Source organism: Halovalidus salilacus (genome assembly GCF_031852275.1).
GTDB classification, from domain to species: Archaea; Halobacteriota; Halobacteria; order Halobacteriales; family Natrialbaceae; genus Halovalidus; species Halovalidus salilacus.
This window is the reverse complement of the sequence record NZ_CP134700.1, coordinates 659,441-676,480: the sequence shown is the minus strand read 5'-3', so window position 1 is coordinate 676,480 and position 17,040 is coordinate 659,441. Positions and strand designations below refer to the sequence as shown.

13 protein-coding genes are annotated in these 17,040 nt (G+C 68.9%); 7 read left to right on the top strand and 6 right to left on the bottom strand.

The window, feature by feature from the left end; translation table 11 throughout:
- Positions 1 to 188: 188 nt before the first annotated feature.
- Positions 189 to 1,739, top strand: coding sequence for a S8 family peptidase (locus tag RJT68_RS03330; RefSeq protein WP_407038961.1), 1,551 nt, complete (start codon positions 189 to 191; stop codon positions 1,737 to 1,739).
- A gap of 215 nt (positions 1,740 to 1,954) precedes the next feature.
- Here RJT68_RS03330 and RJT68_RS03325 read toward each other — a convergent pair whose 3' ends face one another.
- Positions 1,955 to 3,193, bottom strand: coding sequence for an NAD(P)/FAD-dependent oxidoreductase (locus RJT68_RS03325; protein WP_407038960.1), 1,239 nt, complete (start codon positions 3,191 to 3,193; stop codon positions 1,955 to 1,957).
- A gap of 120 nt (positions 3,194 to 3,313) precedes the next feature.
- Between RJT68_RS03325 and RJT68_RS03320 the strand changes: the two genes are divergently transcribed.
- From RJT68_RS03320 to RJT68_RS03310, 3 genes are all read left to right on the top strand, one after another.
- Positions 3,314 to 3,910 (top strand): DUF6149 family protein, encoded by a 597-nt coding sequence (locus tag RJT68_RS03320; RefSeq protein ID WP_407038959.1) that lies wholly within the window; start codon positions 3,314 to 3,316, stop codon positions 3,908 to 3,910.
- Between the two features lie 224 nt (positions 3,911 to 4,134).
- Positions 4,135 to 5,400, top strand: a complete 1,266-nt coding sequence (locus RJT68_RS03315) for a polysaccharide deacetylase family protein (RefSeq protein ID WP_407038958.1) — start codon at positions 4,135 to 4,137, stop codon at positions 5,398 to 5,400.
- A gap of 124 nt (positions 5,401 to 5,524) precedes the next feature.
- Positions 5,525 to 6,823 carry an MFS transporter gene (locus RJT68_RS03310; RefSeq protein WP_407038957.1) on the top strand — a complete coding sequence of 433 codons (1,299 nt, stop codon included), beginning with the start codon at positions 5,525 to 5,527 and terminating at the stop codon, positions 6,821 to 6,823.
- A 244-nt stretch (positions 6,824 to 7,067) separates the two neighbouring features.
- Here RJT68_RS03310 and RJT68_RS03305 read toward each other — a convergent pair whose 3' ends face one another.
- On the bottom strand, positions 7,068 to 8,432 hold the full coding sequence (locus tag RJT68_RS03305) for an ABC transporter substrate-binding protein (protein WP_407038956.1): 1,365 nt from the start codon (positions 8,430 to 8,432) through the stop codon (positions 7,068 to 7,070).
- Between the two features lie 162 nt (positions 8,433 to 8,594).
- Here RJT68_RS03305 and RJT68_RS03300 point away from each other — a divergent pair, with 162 nt between their 5' ends.
- The 3 genes from RJT68_RS03300 (at position 8,595) to RJT68_RS03290 (ending at position 12,878) form a co-directional block, all read left to right on the top strand.
- Positions 8,595 to 11,477, top strand: coding sequence for a methyl-accepting chemotaxis protein (locus RJT68_RS03300; protein ID WP_407038955.1), 2,883 nt, complete (start codon positions 8,595 to 8,597; stop codon positions 11,475 to 11,477).
- 134 nt (positions 11,478 to 11,611) lie between these two features.
- Entirely contained in the window at positions 11,612 to 12,487 is an 876-nt protein-coding gene (locus RJT68_RS03295) for a homoserine kinase (protein WP_407038954.1), read from the top strand.
- A 31-nt stretch (positions 12,488 to 12,518) separates the two neighbouring features.
- Entirely contained in the window at positions 12,519 to 12,878 is a 360-nt protein-coding gene (locus RJT68_RS03290) for a hypothetical protein (RefSeq protein ID WP_407038953.1), read from the top strand.
- A gap of 50 nt (positions 12,879 to 12,928) precedes the next feature.
- Here RJT68_RS03290 and RJT68_RS03285 read toward each other — a convergent pair whose 3' ends face one another.
- The 4 genes from RJT68_RS03285 to RJT68_RS03270 all read right to left on the bottom strand — a co-directional run bounded on the left by RJT68_RS03285 (position 12,929) and on the right by RJT68_RS03270 (position 16,990).
- Positions 12,929 to 13,732, bottom strand: a complete 804-nt coding sequence (locus RJT68_RS03285; RefSeq protein ID WP_407038952.1) for a hypothetical protein — start codon at positions 13,730 to 13,732, stop codon at positions 12,929 to 12,931.
- Between the two features lie 69 nt (positions 13,733 to 13,801).
- Complete coding sequence (locus RJT68_RS03280; RefSeq protein ID WP_407038951.1) at positions 13,802 to 14,839, bottom strand: AI-2E family transporter; 1,038 nt, start codon at positions 14,837 to 14,839, stop codon at positions 13,802 to 13,804.
- A gap of 280 nt (positions 14,840 to 15,119) precedes the next feature.
- Positions 15,120 to 16,034 carry a pyridoxal 5'-phosphate synthase lyase subunit PdxS gene (gene pdxS / locus RJT68_RS03275; protein ID WP_407038950.1) on the bottom strand — a complete coding sequence of 305 codons (915 nt, stop codon included), beginning with the start codon at positions 16,032 to 16,034 and terminating at the stop codon, positions 15,120 to 15,122.
- A 113-nt stretch (positions 16,035 to 16,147) separates the two neighbouring features.
- The gene (locus RJT68_RS03270; protein ID WP_407038949.1) at positions 16,148 to 16,990 is read right to left on the bottom strand and encodes an acetoacetate decarboxylase family protein; all 843 of its coding nucleotides are present in this window, start codon (positions 16,988 to 16,990) and stop codon (positions 16,148 to 16,150) included.
- Positions 16,991 to 17,040: the final 50 nt, after the last annotated feature.

Genomic DNA, 17,040 nt, shown 5'->3' with positions numbered 1-17,040 from the left:
ACCTATCTGATTCCGAGATAAACCAACGGTGCACATGTTCACGTCAGGTATCTTTTCCGGGTGCCCCGTGGTGCGCGCCGGGACACGATGATACGAACTGCGATCACGACGACCGGCGTTCGGGTCGGTTACGCGCGACTCACCTCCGACGACCACCGCGGACGCGGCGAACGGGGAGGGCGGCGCCTGTGACGCCGCCGATCACGCGACGGCGGTTGCTCCAACTCGCGGGAATCGGGACGGCGGGAACGGCGCTCGGAACCGGCATCGGGAGCGCCCGACAGGACCCTCAGGACCGCTTCATCGTCGGGACGGACCGGCCGGAGGCGGCCCGCGCGGCTCGAACGCGGGCGAACGGCGTCGCCCACGAGTTCGACTTCGGCGAGATCGGCGGGGCGATCTCGGGGCGGTTCCCCGAGGAGGCGATCGAGGCCCTCGAGCGGCGTCCCGGGGTGCGGTACGTCGAGCGAAACGCGACCGTCGAAGCGCACGACCACGCCGACGACGGGGGCAGCCCGTACGACGGGCAGGTCCTCCCGTGGGGGGTCGACCGGGTAGGGGCCGACGAGGCTCACCACGACGACGAAACGGGCGACGGGGCGGCGATCACGATCGTCGACACCGGCATCGATCCGGATCACGAGACGCTCGCAGACGCCGTCGCCGGCGGACGCGCCTGGCGGGCCTGCCAGGACGGGTGCGGGGCCGAGTGGGCCGACGACCACGGGCACGGCACGCACGTCGCCGGAGCGGCGGCGGCGCCGGACACCGATCGGGGGATCATCGGGGTCGCGCCGGGGGCCGAGCTGTACGCCGCGAAAGTCCTCGATGCGGACGGCTACGGGACGCTGGACGACGTCGCCGCGGCGATCCAGTGGGCGACCGACGAGGGCCACGACGTCGTCAACCTGAGCCTCGGCGGCGAGGACTCCTCGCTCCTGGCCGATGCCTGCCGGTACGCCCGCGAAAACGGCGTCGTCGTCGTCGCCTCCGCGGGGAACGCGGGGCCGGACGGGGCGGTCACCTACCCGGCCGCCTACGACGACGTGCTCGGGGTGAGCGCGGTCGACGAGAACGACGACGTCACCGAGTGGTCCTCGCGCGGCGAGGGCGTCGACCTCGCGGCTCCGGGCGCGAGCGTCCTCTCCGCGGCGCCGGACGACGAGTACCTGACGCAATCCGGCACCTCGATGGCCGCACCTCACGTCAGCGGTGCGGTCGCCCACCTGCTCGCCGACGCCTCGAGCGAGGAGGCGAGAGAGCGCCTCCTCGAGACGGCCGAGGACCTCGGCTTCGAGGAGACCGAGCAGGGAGCCGGCCTGGTCGACGTCGTCGCGGCCATCGCGTCGGGCGACGATGCGGGCGACACGGACGAGTCCGACGACGGTGACGAATCAGACGCCGACGAGTCGGACGACGGTGACGAACCGGCGGAGCCGACGCTGACCGTCGACCGCTTCGACCTCGAGGATCGGAACGGCCTCCTGATCGCACGCGTCGGGATCGACTGGGCGGTTTCGGCCGACGGTGGCGAACTCGAGGCGGTCACCACGACGATGCGCTCCCTGGCCGACGACGAGACAGTCGACTCGGAGACGACGACGGTCGACGGTGCGAGCGCCGACGGCGAACACGAACTCGAGGAGATCTTCGGCCGGTCGGAGTCCTACGAGATCGAACTCCTGGCCGTCGCCGTCGACGGCACCGAGGCGTCGGCGACCGAGCGGTTCGACGCCTGATCCGCCCGACGCTTCCTCCGTTTTCACAGAACTCGACTCCGTCGGCCGGCGACGTCCTCGCTCGAGGCGGAACGGGGCTGAGCCGGTGAGCGAGCCGTGTGCGAGGGGGAACGAGTACGCGGCGTCGCGGAGGTCGCGCGGCGGTGAGCGAGTCGGCCGAGGAGAAAACTGGAGTCGCTCGTCGCGCTCGGTTCGGCTGACGGGTACCGGTGCGGTTACGGTTCCTGCGCCGTCGCGAGGTTGTCGAGGTCGACGGTCTTCTCGAGGAGGACGTCGGCCTGGTCGGCGACGACGCGCTGTTCGCGCATGAGCTGTTTGAACTTGCTCTGGGGGGAGAGGTCGCCGATGAGGACGCCGCCGACGATTTTGCCGTCCTTGAAGGCGATGCGGCGCCACTCGGTGTCGGAGTACTTGCGTTCGGCGTGCTCGTCGCCCAGCGTCGGGTGGCCGAACGAGAGGAACGGGAAGTCGAAGTGCGTGATCGAGTACGAGGAGACCCACTGGAACTCCTCGGCCTCGTCGTCGGCGGCCATGTTGGTGCCGGCGACCCGTCCCTGCTCCTTGGCCGAGCCCCAGGAGCCGTTCTGGGCCTGCTGGCCGAGGAGGACGTCGTAGAACCGGGTGATATCGCCGGCCGCGTAGACGTCGTCGACGCTGGTCTGCATGTACTCGTCGACGACGACGCCGTTTTCCTGCTCGACGTCGGTGTCGTGGAGGAACTCGGTGTTGAAGGTGAGACCGATGGCGACGCCGGCGAAGTCGCACTCGAAGCGCTCGCCGTTGGCGTCGATCGCGGCCGTCACGTGCCCGTCGTCGTCGACCTCGAACTCGCTGACGCCGCTGTCGAAGACGGGTTCGACGCCGACTCCGCGCATCCCCTCGTGCATGATCTCCGCGCCGTCGGCCGAGAGGGCGTAGCGCCACCAGCGGTCGCCGCGCATCAGGTAGTTGGCCTCGACGTCCTGGGCGCCGCAGATCGCCGCGAAGTCGATGCCGAGCAGCCCCGCGCCGACGATGACTCCCTTCTCGGCCCGCTCGGCGTGGTCCCGGATCGCCCGCGCGTCCTGGAACGTCCAGAAGTGGTGGATGCCGTCGGCGTCGCTGTTCGGCACCGGAAGCTGGGTCGGCGTCCCGCCGGTCGCGATCAGCAGCTTGTCGTAGGGGATCTCCTCGCCCTCGTGGGTGTGGACGAGCTTTTCGTCCGTGTCGATCGTCGTCACGTGCGTGTCGAGCGAGAGGTCGATGTCGCGCTCCTCGTACCACTCCTCGTCGTGAATCGAGATCGGCGCCTCGGGGAGTTTGCCCTTCGCGTGTTCCTTGATGAGAATGCGGTTGTAGAGGGGCTCCCCCTCATCGGTGATGACGGTGATGTTCGACTCCGGATCCTCTTCCCGGAGCGTCTCGGCAGCCGAACTGCCGGAGATTCCGTCACCGATGATCACGTACTCACTCATGTGTCGAACGTTCGTAACGGGGGTTAAAGTGGATTGCTATCTCGCTGACCGTGGCCTGGTCGAACATACACTTTTGCTCCCAGCGAATCCCTCTTTACCGTCGCGTTCACACGTTCGAGTATGAAGATCCGTCAGACCGCTCGCCACTTCGCCTCGAGGAAGGCGCTCGAGACCCCCGTCGTTCGGTCGGTCGCCAAGTCCGGCCTCGTGCGCCTCCACACGAAGATCTTCCTGAACAAGGCCGACCCCGACCGCGCCGACGAGCGCGAGGCGCACCTCGACGCGCTGTTCGACGCCACCGTCGACACCTACCTCGCCGCCCTTCAGGAGGGCTACTCCGAGGCCGAGGCCCGCGAGATCACCCACCTCCAGGCCAACTTCGACTTCTACAACCACGGCTGGACCGAGATGATGGAGATCCCGGCGGACGAACTCGAGGCCCACTACGACCGGTACGAGGAGTTCTTCACCCGGTGGGGGATCACCATCGCCGACCCGCTCGGCGAGTTCGAACCCGCCGGGGGCCTTGCGGCGGCGCCCTCGACCCCCGAGCGACTCGAGGACCCCGAACACCCCCACGCCGAGGGCGGCTTCGCCGACGACGTCTACGTCGAGGGACCGGACGGCGAACTCGTCGTCGGCGGACGCGACGAACCCGACGCCGAGGACGTCGACGTTTCCCGGGCGGTCGGCGTCGACGACGAGTCGGACGAATAACCGACCGACGAACGGACGAACGGACGAACGGACGAGCGGGGAGGCCGTCCGAGCCACCACTCGGTCCCGGTGCCGCTCGAGGCAGTCGCCGTTCGATCCGTCGGCCTCGTCGCCGTTCGAGTGTCGATCACGTTCCCAATTCCGTTCTCGTCCCCGTTTTATTCCGTGAAGCGTGACAGTAACCGTCGGGTAACAATGCCGGTCGGTGACCGATCGCAGCGTTGATGAACCGACGCGCGTACCTCGCGGCCGCCTCGACGTCGCTCTTCTGTCTCGCCGGGTGTACGGACGACGCGAACCGATCGGACGGCGGGAACGGTGACCCGGAGAATCGATCGAAGTCCGGCGAGGGCGAACCGGACCCCGACACGGACGACGTCACGCCGGCGTCGGGAACGGTCGACCCGGGACCCGAGGACGACTTCTCGGACCTCTCCGCCTGGGAGGTCGTCGGCGGCACCCTGTCGGCCGAGACGGACCGCGACCGGATCTCCATCGGCGAGCAGACCGCCCGCCTCGAGACGGAGGGGGAACGCGCCCGCCTGAGCAAGGAGTTCGACGAACCCGTCGACGTCTCGAACGTCGTTCCGGGGCTCGCGTTCGAGGCCGACGAACTCGTCGTCCCCAGGATCCGACTGGCCGACGAGCGCGGGCGAACGATCGACTATCGGCGTGGGATGACCGGCGACATCCCCCTCTCGCGGTACAACTTCGGCGTCGAACGGGTCGACGACGGGTACGACCGGACCGCGGTGACGACGGTCAACGTCTGGCTCTACAACGGCGAGGACGACCGGCCGACGGTCTGGCTCGACGACTTCCACTTCGTCCCCCGCCCCGAGACGCCCAAGGTGATGATCCAGTTCGACGACTGCCACGTCACCGACTACACCGAGGCGTTCCCGATCCTCGAGGAGTACGGCTACCCGGCGGTGACGTTCGTCAATCCCGAGTACGTCGAGCGCGGGGAGGTCGCCGGCGACACGAAACTCTCCGTCGACCAGCTGTCGGAACTGGACGACGCCGGGTGGTGCGTCGCCAACCACACTGCCTCGCACCCGCACCTGAGCGAACTGAGCCGCGAGGAACAGGAGACCGAGATCCTCGACGGCCAGGCGTGGTTCGACGAGCGCGGGTTCGAGGAGGCGACGGAGTACTTCGCCTACCCCTTCGGCGACTACGACGGGACGACGGTCGATCTCATCGCCGAGCACCACGAACTCGGGTTCGCCGGCGGCGGCCCCGCTCACGGCCACCTCTCGAACGCCGAACTCGTCCCCCGCATCGGCGACCCCTCCCCCGAGCGGTCCCGGAACGCCGTCGAGTGGGCGGTCGAGATGAACGGCTTCTCCTCGATGTTCTTCCACCGCCTCGAGGACCCCGACCTGCGCGGTGACTTCGAGGCCGCCGTCGAGGCGATCCACGAGTACGAGTCGAGGGGCGACCTCGAGGTGATCCTCCCGTCGGACCTCGCCGAGTACCGGTACTAGCGGGACGTCGGGACCCGGACGCCGGCACCCGAGCCCCGACGAACCGGCCCCTTTCCAAGCGGCTAAGTAGCCGGGCCGCCGCGTACCGAACGAAACGGGCCGCGGGACGCCCGACGGGACGGACATGGCGCTGAACGACAACGACCGATCGATCGCCGGGTTCACCATGACGGGCCACGCCCTGGTCCACTGGTTCGAGACGTCGATCCCGATCTTCCTCGTGGTCTGGCTCGCCGAGTTCGACGCGGGCGTCGCCCGACTCGGCCTCGTCGTCGCGATCGGCTACGCCCTGTTCGGCGTCGGTGCCCTCCCCGGGGGCACGCTCGCCGACCGGTTCGGTCCGAAGCGGCTCGTCCTCTGGTGTCTGACCGGGATGAGCCTCTCGTTCGTCGTCCTCGCGTTCGCGACCTCGGTTACGGGAATCGCCGTCGGCCTGCTCCTGTGGGGGGCGGCGGCGAGCGTCTACCACCCCGCGGGCCTCGCGCTCATCAGCACCGGCGTCGAGGACCGCGGAACGGTCTTCGCCTGGCACGGCATCGCCGGCAACGTCGGCATCGCGCTCGGGCCCTTCGTCGTCGCGACGCTCCTGATCGTCCTCGAGTGGCACCTCGTGGCCGCCGTGCTCGCCCTTCCGGGGCTCGCGGCGGTCGCCGTCGGCCTGCGCGCGGAGTTCGATCCGACGGCCGCAGTCGAGGGCGACGACCCCGCGGGTGAGGCGACCGCCGACGCCTCGGAGCCGCTGTCCCTCCGGGACTTCCTCTCGAACTCGCGGGCGCTGTTCGCGAGCGCGTTCCTGCTCGTGTTCGTCCTCGTCACGTTCGAGGGACTGTACTACCGCGGGATGCTCACGTACCTCCCCGAGATCCTCCACGGCCTCTCCGCGACGGACGGGCTCCCCCTCCCCTCCGGCCTCGAGGGGATCGAGCCGAGCCACTACATCTACGTCGGCCTGCTGATCGTCGGCATGGCCGGCCAGTACGCCGGCGGGAAGCTGACCGACCGGATCGACCCCGGACGGGGACTCGCGACCATCTTCGCCGCGCTCGTCGTCCTCGCCGTCGCGTTCGTCCCGGTCACGACGACCCTGGGCGGGAACCTCGGCGCGATCGTCGCGCTCTGTGCCGTCTTCGGCTTCTTCCTCTTCGCCATCCAACCGTTCTACCAGAACGCCGTGGCCGTCTACACTCCCGCGGACACCCGCGGGCTCTCCTACGGCTACACCTACCTCGGCGAGTTCGGCCTCGGGTCGGCGAGCATCGCGATCGGGGGATTCCTGCTCGAGGGGTACTCGACGACCGCGTTCTTCCTCGTCGTCGCCGGCTTCGCCCTCGTCGGGACGGCCCTCGCGACGGGCCTCCTGTTCGGCCTCGACCGGGTGCTCGCCGGCCCCCGACCGGGCGCGTCCGAGGCCGTCGACGACTGATAGAGATCGGCGCTGCTCGAGACACAAATTCTTCCGAACCGGACGGAGACGGTGATCGGATTCACGTCCGACGCGGCGCACGGTCGCCCGTGTGGCGCGGAGGAGTATATTCGAACGGAGCGTAGAAACATATTCGAACGGAGCGTAGAAACGACCCCCGAAACGAGGCGAAGCGACGGCCCGGGGCCGCCCGGATACGCTGCGGCGAATCAACGCGGCGTCCAGATGACGTCCGGGCGACGGCTCAGTCCCACTCGGGCTCCTGGTACTCGGCCGTCTCGATGCGCTCGGGCCAGATGACCTCCTGGACCCCGTTTCCGTCCCCGTCGTCCTGCCACTGGACGAACGAGGACTGGACGTTGTCCTCCCCGTACACGACGTCGTGGGGGTAGTCGTGGCTCTCGTCGTAGAACTCGATCGTCCCGGTGGTCCCGTTGAACCTCGCCTCCTCGAGGCCCTCGACGAGTTCGCTCGATTCGGTGGTGCCGATCTCGGTCGCGGTCTCGGCGAAGAGCTTGATCGCGTCGTAGGCGATGTACCCGGAGTAGACCGGCTGGTGGTCGTACTCCTCGAGGTACTTGTCGGCGAACGGAATCGTGTACTCGGTGAGTTCGGCGGTGGCGGCGGCGGTCGCGTTCGTGACGGCGTACTCCGCCCGGCCGCCGAGCGTGTCCCACATCTGCGGGTACTGCAGGGGGACGTGGATGCCGGCGAAGGCGAACGGGTAGTTACCCGCCCAGTCGAGCACGGCGGGCACCCCGGTGTGGGCCATCGTCACGTAGACCGCGTCGACGCCCTCGGCCTCGGCCTCGTCGTACACGTCCGTGAAGTCGTCCTTCGAGGCCGAGTAGCGGACGTGGTCGACCACGTCGACCGCGAGGTCGTCGAACCCGTCTTCGTAGACGTTCTGGATCTCCTGGGTCCAGCTGTGGTCCTCGGTCAGGAGGGTGATCGACTCCCAGCCGAGGACGTCGTACATGTCCTCGAGGAAGTCGAGCTGGCAGACCGCCAGGTCGTGGTCGTTGCGCGGACCCACCCGGAAGTGGTACTTGTACGACTCGTACTCCTCGCGGACGAGCGAACTCGCCTGAGTGGTCGCCGCGCCGGTCGTGAGGTGGACGGTCTCCTGCTCGGCGATGTCGTCCACGATGTTCATCAGCCCGTCGCTCGAGAAGATGCCGACCGTGACGTCGACGTCGTGCTCGAGGATCAGCTCGTGGTACTGGCGTTTGGTCTCGCGCGAACTGTCGTTCGTGTCCGCGACGACGAGTTCGACGTCCGTCCCGTTGATGCCGGGTTCGTCCAGCTCGTTCGTCCCGATGTCGGAGTCGGGGTCGTTCAGCTCGCTGACGGCGAGCTCGGCCGCGTTTTTCATCGAGAAGCCGGCTACCTCGCCCCCCTCCGTCGGGTCGGGCGCGAGTAGCCCGATCTTCACGACGTCCTCGTCCGACGCTCCGCCGGTCAACGATCCGTACACGTCGAGACAGCCCGCGAGCGAGACGCCGAGCGCGCCGCCGGCACCCGCTTTGAGCACGTGTCGACGGCGCACCGACTCCCCGCCGGGGGCGGTGTCGGTTCGAGTTGCGGTTCGGCGGGATCTCTCGTCCATGTTGCAAGTCGTTTCTCGCTAGTTTTCTTAACACTTGCGGGGCCGATTATCGTAGATCGTATTTTCACAAATGATACTGTAGCAGAAAAAATAACATCGGTTATCAACTTCGATAACTGCGGAACACAATTTATGTAGTGACGTCGTCACCGATGTCGTATTATGGATATCCTTCGACGAATGGTGCCGGCGGCCATCCGACGCCGCTACGCGGTCAAGTTCGGGATCGCGCTGTTGGTGCTCGGACTGTCGGTCGGGACGATCGGACTCGTCGCGACGGCGGGGATCACCGGCGAGACCGAGCGACAAGTGCAAGACGATCACGGTTCGTCCGCACAGCAGGAGGCCAAGAACCTCCAGTTGTGGAACCAGCAGAACGAGGACACGCTCGGGGTGATCACCAGCTCCGAGGTCGTCGAGAGCGGCGACTCGGACGCGATCAGGTCACGCTTCAGCGAGTGGGAGACCACCCTCGACGCGGACATCTACTCGCTTTCGTACGTCGACACCGAGGAGGGGGAGGTGCTCGAGAGCACCGACGGACGCTACGAGGGCGCGTCCACGAGCGAACTCGAGGGCGTCCCCGAAGAGGCCTTCGACGAGGCGTCGACGGACGTTCCCTGGATTTCTGACGTCTACACGATCAACGACGCGATCGACGCCGAGACGGAACTCGACGAGGAGGTCGGCGTGGTCAGCTACGTGGCGACCACTCCCGGAGACGACGATCGGGCGATCGTCTACACCGCGGAAATCGACGACTACTCCGACCGGTTCGAAGACGACGGCGCCACGACGCTCGTCCTCGACGGCGACGACGAAGTGATGCTCGACGACCGGAACTACCAGCCGGACGACGACGCCGACGCGTTCGAGACCCTCGGCGCGGAATACGGGGAGTCCGACATCACCGAGCGCGCCCGGACGGAGGGGACGGTCTCGGAGGAGCGCTCCTCGATCGGCATCCTCTCGGACACCTACGGACTCGAGGACGAGGAGAACCTCGTCGGGGCCTCTCGCGTGTACGGAACGGACTGGGTCGTCGTGACGCACGAACCGACCGAGGACGCCTACGGGTTCGTCGCCGCGGTCAGCGACTACGGGACCTACGCGACCGCGGGCGGCGTCCTGTTGATCGGCCTCGTCGGGGCCGTCCTCGGGCGAAACACCGCGGTCTCCATCGACCGCCTCACCCGCAAGGCCGGCCGGATGGAGGAGGGCGACCTCGACGTCGACCTCGAGACGAAGCGGATCGACAACATCGGGCGGCTCTACGAGGGCTTCGACTCGATGCGCGTCGCCCTCCGCACCCAGATCGAGGAGGCCGAGGCCGCCCGCGAGGAGGCCGAGCGCGAGCGCGAACGCGTCCAGCGTCTCAACGAGGACCTCCGGACGAAGGCCGCGGAGTACAGCCAGGTGATGGAGGCCGCCGCCGAGGGCGACCTCACCGCCCGGATGGACCCCGAGAGCGAGAACGAGGCGATGGCGGACATCGGCGAGGAGTTCAACGAGATGCTCGCCGAGATCGAACTCACGGTCGCCGAACTCAACCGGTTCGCGACCGACGTCGCCACCGCCAGCGAGGAGGTCACCGCCTCGAGCGAGGAGGTGCGCTCGGCCTCCCAGCAGGTGACCGAGTCGATCCAGGAGATCTCCGACGGCGCCGAACGGCAGAACCAGGCGCTCCAGTCGGTCGACCGCGAGATGAGCGGGCTGTCGACGACGACCGAGCAGATCGCCGCCTCGTCGAACCAGGTCGCCGACATCGCCGCCCAGACCGTCGAGACGGGGGCCGAGGGACAGGAAGCGGCCCGGCGGGCGATCGACGCGATGGACGAGATCGAAGTCGAGTCCGAGCGGGCGGTCGAGGAGATTCGCCGCCTCGAGGCGGAGGTCGAGCAGATCGACGACCTGATCGCGGTCATCTCCGACATCGCCAGGCAGACCAACATGCTCGCGCTGAACGCGAACATCGAGGCGTCGCGATCGCTGAGCAGCCAGGACGACGAAGGGTTCGCCGTCGTCGCCCGCGAGGTCAAGGAACTCTCCCAGGACGTCGCGGAGGCGGCCGACGAGGCCGAAGAACGCCTCGAGTCGATCCGAAAGCGGACCGAGCAGTCCGCAACCGAGGTCGAAGGAACCAGCGACGAGGTCGAGGACGCGAGCGAGCAGGTTCAGGAGGCCGTCGAGGCGCTCGAGGAGATCGCCGGCTACGCGCGCGAGACCAACAGCGGCGTTCAGGAGATCTCCGCGGCGACCCAGCAGCAGGCCGCCTCCACCCAGGAGGTCGTCGCGATGATCGACGACGCGGCGACGGTCTCCGACCAGACGACCGCCGAGGCCCAGAACGTCGCCGCCGCGGCCGAAGAGCAGACCACCGCGCTGACCGAGGTCTCCCGGTCGGCGTCGGACCTCGCCGGACAGGCGTCGACCCTCTCGGAGGCGCTCGACCGCTTCGACACCGACGTCGACCGCGACGACGTCGAGGAGTCGTCGTTCTCGACCGACGCCACTGCGACCGCCGACCTCGAGTTCGACGCGACCGCGGGCGACGACGCGGCCGTCGACGGCGAGAGCGCGCCGAGCGGGCCGCGGACGGGAGCGGGGACCGACGACGCGATCAAATTCGACGTCGACGCCGAACCACCCGCCGCCGACGTCGAATCCGACGCGGAAACGGAAGCGGAGTCCGACGACGAACGCGAGACCGACGACGTGCTCGCGTTCGAGACGGACGCGCCGGAGGGCGAGTCGGCGGCCGACGACCGGAGCACCGACGCCGCGGTCGGCGCCGGTACCGAAGACGCCGGCGTCGCGGCCGACCCGGGTGACGACGGCGAGACCCCCGTGATCGCCGAACCGCCGGCCGACCTCGAGGGCGACTCCTTCGAGCCCGACGACGAACGCGAGGGCGGCGACGGGGCGGACGCCGAACCGGAAGCGGACGAGGACGCCGACGACCGACCGGAGGAGTCGAGCGACGTCTTCACGTTCGGGACGGTCTCCGAGGAGGGGTCGGACGAAACTGACGAGTCCGACGACTGAGGGGGTTCACCCTCGTCGACGGTGGTCGTCACCCGTCGGCGCCCGGTCTCGGCGCCGGCCGATCTGAGCCGGTCGGCGACCGCGCGCCGGTGTCGTCCGCTACCTTTTTGCGTGCACTCTCGGAAGATTTCGCCATGCTCACCGTGCGGGCACCAGCGACCAGCGCGAATCTCGGGAGTGGCTTCGACGTCTTCGGCGTCGCTCTCGAGACGCCCGCCGACGTCGTTCGGGTCGAACGCGCAGCGGAGACGACGATCACGATCACCGGGGCCGGCAGCCAGTACATCCCCGAGGATCCGAAGCAGAACACGGTCGGCGCGGTCGCGGAGGCCCTCGACGCACCGGCGACGATCCGGATCGACAAGGGCGTTCGCCCCGCCTCGGGCCTCGGTTCGTCGGCCGCGAGCGCCGCCGCCGCCGCCGTCGCGCTGAACGCCCTCTACGATCGCGGCCTCTCGCGGGAGGAACTCGTCCCCGTCGCGGCCGAGGGCGAGGCGCTGGTCTCCGGGGAGGCGCACGCGGACAACGTCGCCCCCTCGCTGCTCGGCGGCTTCACGATCGTCACCGACGACGGCGTCACCCAGGTCGACGCCTCCGTCCCCCTCGTCGCCTGCCTGCCGGAGACCGCCGTCTCGACGCGCGACGCCCGGGGCGTCGTCCCCGACCGCGCGCCGCTGTCGGAGGTCGTCCACACCGTCGGCAACGCCGCGACGCTCGCCGTCGGGATGACGCGGGACGACCCCGACCTCGTCGGCCGGGGGATGGACGACGGCATCGTCACCCCGAAGCGCGCCGAACTCATCGACGGCTACGCCGAGGTGCACGAGGCGGCGCTCGAGGCGGGCGCGACGGGCGTCACCGTCAGCGGCGCCGGCCCCGGCGTGCTCGCGGTCTGTCACCGCGCCGATCGGCGCGCGGTCGCCTCGGCGATGGTCGACGCCTTCGACGACGCCGGGATCGAGAGCCGGGCCTACCAGACCGAAGTCGGCGACGGCGCGACGCTCTACTGAGGTCGACTCGTCTCACAGCCCGATCCCGACCGTGACGTACCGTCCCGTTTTCGACGCCCTCATCTCGCTCGCCGTGTTCGCGGTCTACGTCGGACTCGCGATCGCCGTCGACGCTCGGCTCGTTCCCCCCGCGGTCGCCGCGGGCGCCCTCGCGCTGATCGCGTTCGAAGCGGTCGCCGGGCGATACCACGACCGGGTCGAAGCGTGCTGGCGTCGGCCCGCCGTTCAACTCGCGACGGTCGGCGGCGCGCTCGTCCTCGGTCTCGGCGGGGCGCTCACGGCGCCCGACGCCGCGCTCTCGGCTCTCGGCGGAACGCTCGCGACGTACCTCGCGCTCCTGGCGGCGGTCCAGCGCGGACTCGTTCCGCCGCCTCGAGCGTGGCCTCCGTGACGGACGGTCACGGAAAGGCGCGGGCCGCGTTCGCCGGAGGACGAGTTCAGTCAGCTCGAGCCGTCGACGCGCCGCCAGCGACGGCCGTAGATCCGCGGAAGCGCGTCCACCTTCGCCCGACGCACGTTCGTCGGCACCGTCGAAATTCTCGTGGAGGCGCTCGCCGGGAGCGGACCGGCCGGGGCCGTCGACACCGCCGTCGGGTTCCTCGAGACCGGTTTCCGGCCGACGTAGCCCGGCCCTCGCTGGTGAGCGGCGTACAGGGTTTCGAACTCGGCGTGGGCCCGGACGACCCCCTCACGAGCCCGCCGTTGTTCCTTCGACACCCGTTGCTGCATCGCGGCGTTCGTCGCGTCCGGTTTCACCTCCGCGAGGAAGGCCTTCACGTCCGCCGCGGCCTGGGACCCGTCGCTGGACGACGCGATCGAGTCGGGTCCGAACACGTCCTCGAGTTCGCCCTCGAGTCGGCCTGCCGCCCTGCGAAATTCGACGAGGTCGACCGTGTTCCAGAGTTCTCGGAGGAAGACGGCGCGACGGAGCGAGCCGAGATTCAGCGCGGCGTCCGGATTTCGGTCGCGCACCGCGTCCGGAATCCCGTCGACGTCGACGAGCGTCGGAAGCTCGCCGGCGTCGACGGCAGACGGGAGCCGCTCGAGGTCGACCGTCCCGAGGAGGTCGTCCGCGGCGTCGACGACGTCCCGGAGTTCCGCCGCCACCGCCGACAGTTCGTCGTTCGCGGCGTTCCGCTCGACCGCCTCCAGTACCGCCTCGCGGGCGGCGTCGAGGCGGTACTGGAGGCGGTCGAGGTCGGGTCCGGACTCGAGTTCGGATTCGGATTCGGCGGCGCGATTCATGGCCGGTAGACGCCGCTCGAGGAGATAACGGGGAGGCCTGCGCGGGACGAACTCGAGACGAGGTCCCGATCAGGCGGTCGCCTCGCCGTCGCACGCTCGAGCGAACGAATCGAGGACGAGTTTCGCGCCGCCGAGGACGACGGGACCGACGAACAGGCCGACGGCGCCGAAGACGATGAGCCCCCCGAAGATGCCGACGACGACGATCGCGGAGTTGAACGCGCTGGTCTGGCCGATCAGCGCGGGACGGAGGTAGACGTCCGAGAAGGTGACGATCAGCCCGTAGACGATCATCGCCGCGCCGGCGGTCGGCCGGCCGACCGTGACGAGGTAGGTCGCGGCCGGGATCCAGATCGCGAACGCGCCGACGAGCGGCAGCAGCGTCAGGACGAACGTGGCGACGGTGAGGAAGATGACGGCGGGGACGCCGGCGACGATCAGTCCGACTCCGAGCATCACCGACTGGATCGCCGCGACGGCGACGTTTCCGACGACCGAGGCCCACATGAGGCGATCGATTCCCGTGCGGAGTTCCTCGAGCACGTCGTCCTCGAGGGGCAACACCCACAGGACCCACTCGACGAAGCGCTTCCCGTCCCGCAACAGCGCGAAGAGGACGAACAGGGTGATCGTCAGCCCGATGAACATCCGGGGTAAGCTACCGACGAGGTTGAGCGCCCCCGTCGTCACCTCCTGGATGGCCGACGCGATCCGGTCCTGGTTCGACTCGTACACGGAGACGACGTCGACGCTGTACCCACTCGACGCGAGCGCGTCCTCGACCATATCGACGTCGATCCCGCCGCTCCTGATGGAACGGACGACTTCGAGCGACTGTCGAACGGCGATCCTGACGACGTAGACGAGCGGAAGCAACACGACGAGTACCGTCCCGATCACGAGGACGGACGCCGAGACGGTCGATCCGACGTACCGCTCGAGGCGCCGCTGGACGGGATAGAGTACGTACGCCAGGACGAGGCCGAACAGGACGTACTGGAGGTACGAAGCGAGGACGAGCAACGCGAGCAGCCCGCTCACGAGCGCGAGCGCCGTCAGCCCGGGTCGCTCGACGAGCCACTCCGGCGGGCCGGGATCGGTCGACATGACCCTTCGTGCAACAGCCCGCTAAAAGAGTCCGTTGGTGCGCCGAACGGCCCATTTGATCGGGACGCGACGGGCGGCAGGAGTGGGAGAGACCCCTGAGAGGGGAGAAGAGACCCCTGAGAAAGGAGAAGAGACCCCTGAGAAAGGAGAAGAGACCCCTGAGAAAGTGAGGAGAGACCTTCGAAAGGGAGGAGAGACCTTCGAAAGGGAGGAGACCGCTGAAAGGGGAGGAGGACCACTGAGAAGGAGAACGAGAACTGGCGTTCGACCGCGGATCGGCTCAGACGCCCCGATCCTGGAGGCGTTCTTCCTCCGGAAGGTCGACGTTCGCGTCGCCTTTCATGCTCTTGCCGAGGTTCTTCGAGATCTCGGCGAGCGTCTCGGGGTCGTCCCAGTTGTTCACCGCGCGGACGATCGCCTCGGCCATCGTCGGCGGGTTCTCGGCGCCGAAGATGCCGCTGCCGACGAAGATGCCGTCACAGTCGTGGTGCATCATCAGCGCCGCGTCGGCGGGCGTCGCGATGCCGCCGGCGGCGAAGTTGACCACGGGTAGTCTCCCCATCTCGGCGGTCTCGTGGACCAGGTCGGCCGGCGCCTCGATCTCGCGGGCGTAGGCCTCCCGCTCCTCGTGGGTCATCCCCTCGAGTCGGCGGATCTCGCCCTTGATCGTGCGCTGGTGGTGAACGGCCTGGTTGACGTCACCGGTGCCCGCTTCGCCCTTGGTGCGGATCATCGCCGCGCCCTCGTCGATTCGCCGGAGGGCCTCGCCGAGGTTTCGGGCGCCGCAGACGAACGGGGCCGTGAAGTCGCGCTTGTCGATGTGGTAGGCGTCGTCGGCAGGGGTGAGGACTTCGGACTCGTCGATCATGTCGACGCCGACGGCCTCGAGAATTTCGGCCTCCTTGGTGTGGCCGATCCGGGCCTTGCCCATCACCGGGATCGACACCGCGTTCACGATCTCCTCGACGTCCGCGGGATCGGCCATCCGGGCGACGCCGCCGCGCTTTCTGATGTCCGCGGGGACGGCCTCGAGCGCCATCACCGCGACGGCGCCGGCCTCCTCGGCGACGCGGGCCTGCTCGGGGTTCACGACGTCCATGATGACGCCGCCCTTCTGCATCCTGGCGAACCCGCGCTTGACGAGGTCGGTTCCGCGTCGCAGTTCCTCGAGATCCGTGGTCTCGGATTCCGACATGTTCACGGGTTAGGAGGCGCCACACTTACGCGTGTCTGTTGTCGTCGCTCGGTCGGATCGCTCCGTTCGGTTCGACCGCATCCGGGGCGGCGATCGGATCGTCGTGTCCCGGCTCACCGCCCGTTCGCCGACGGCGCCGCCGAGGGAACGGCCTCGGGTGCCGAGAGCTGCGCTCGCACCCTCGAGCCGGCGAACGCGACGAGCGGACGGTTCCACGTCCCGAGTCGTCGCAGTATCGCCGCGCCGGCGCCCGACCCGACCTCGAGCGTCGCGCCGACCGCCGGTCCGACGGCGACGCGGCCCTCGATCTCGGCCCGCGTTCGGTGCAGGTCCCCGTGTTTCGTCGTGAAACTCGTCAGTGTCCAGTTACGCTCGGGCCCCCCGTGCGCGGTCGACCCGCCGCGGCTACCGAGCCCGAACGCGAGGCGCGGCCGCGGGACGTCGAGGCGAACCGCCGGCTCGGGGTCGCTCCCGACGACGGTTCGGACGCCGCGGGGACCGTCGGTGACGGTGATCTCCGCCCGCTCCTTGGGGTAGCCCCAGAGCTCCCGCCCCAACGCGACCGAGGCTTCGGTCGTGACGGGGAGCCAGTGGACGAATCCGCCGAGATCGGCGTCGAACAGCTGGGCGAGCGGGATGGTCGTGCGTCCGCCTCGGACCGCTGGGATGATCGCGGCGAACTCGTTGTAAGGCTCGAGTTCGTCACCGCCACCTTCGCCTCCGCCGTCGGTTTCCTCACCCGTGGATCCGCCAACCCGGCGATACTGGATCCCGACGAGCGAGACGCAGCCCACGCCGGGTCCGATCGCGACCGACGACAGTCCGGCCGGGAGGGTCGCCTCGAGCCGCCCCCGTCGGGCGGGAACGACGACGCCGCCCGTCGCGAACTCGAGTTCGAGCGGGAGCGACACCTCGTGGCCGGTCGAGAGTCGGTGGGTCGTCGATACCGATGCCATACGGTATCTGCCAGCCCCAACCCGATAGTGGTTGCCACCGGACGGATCGA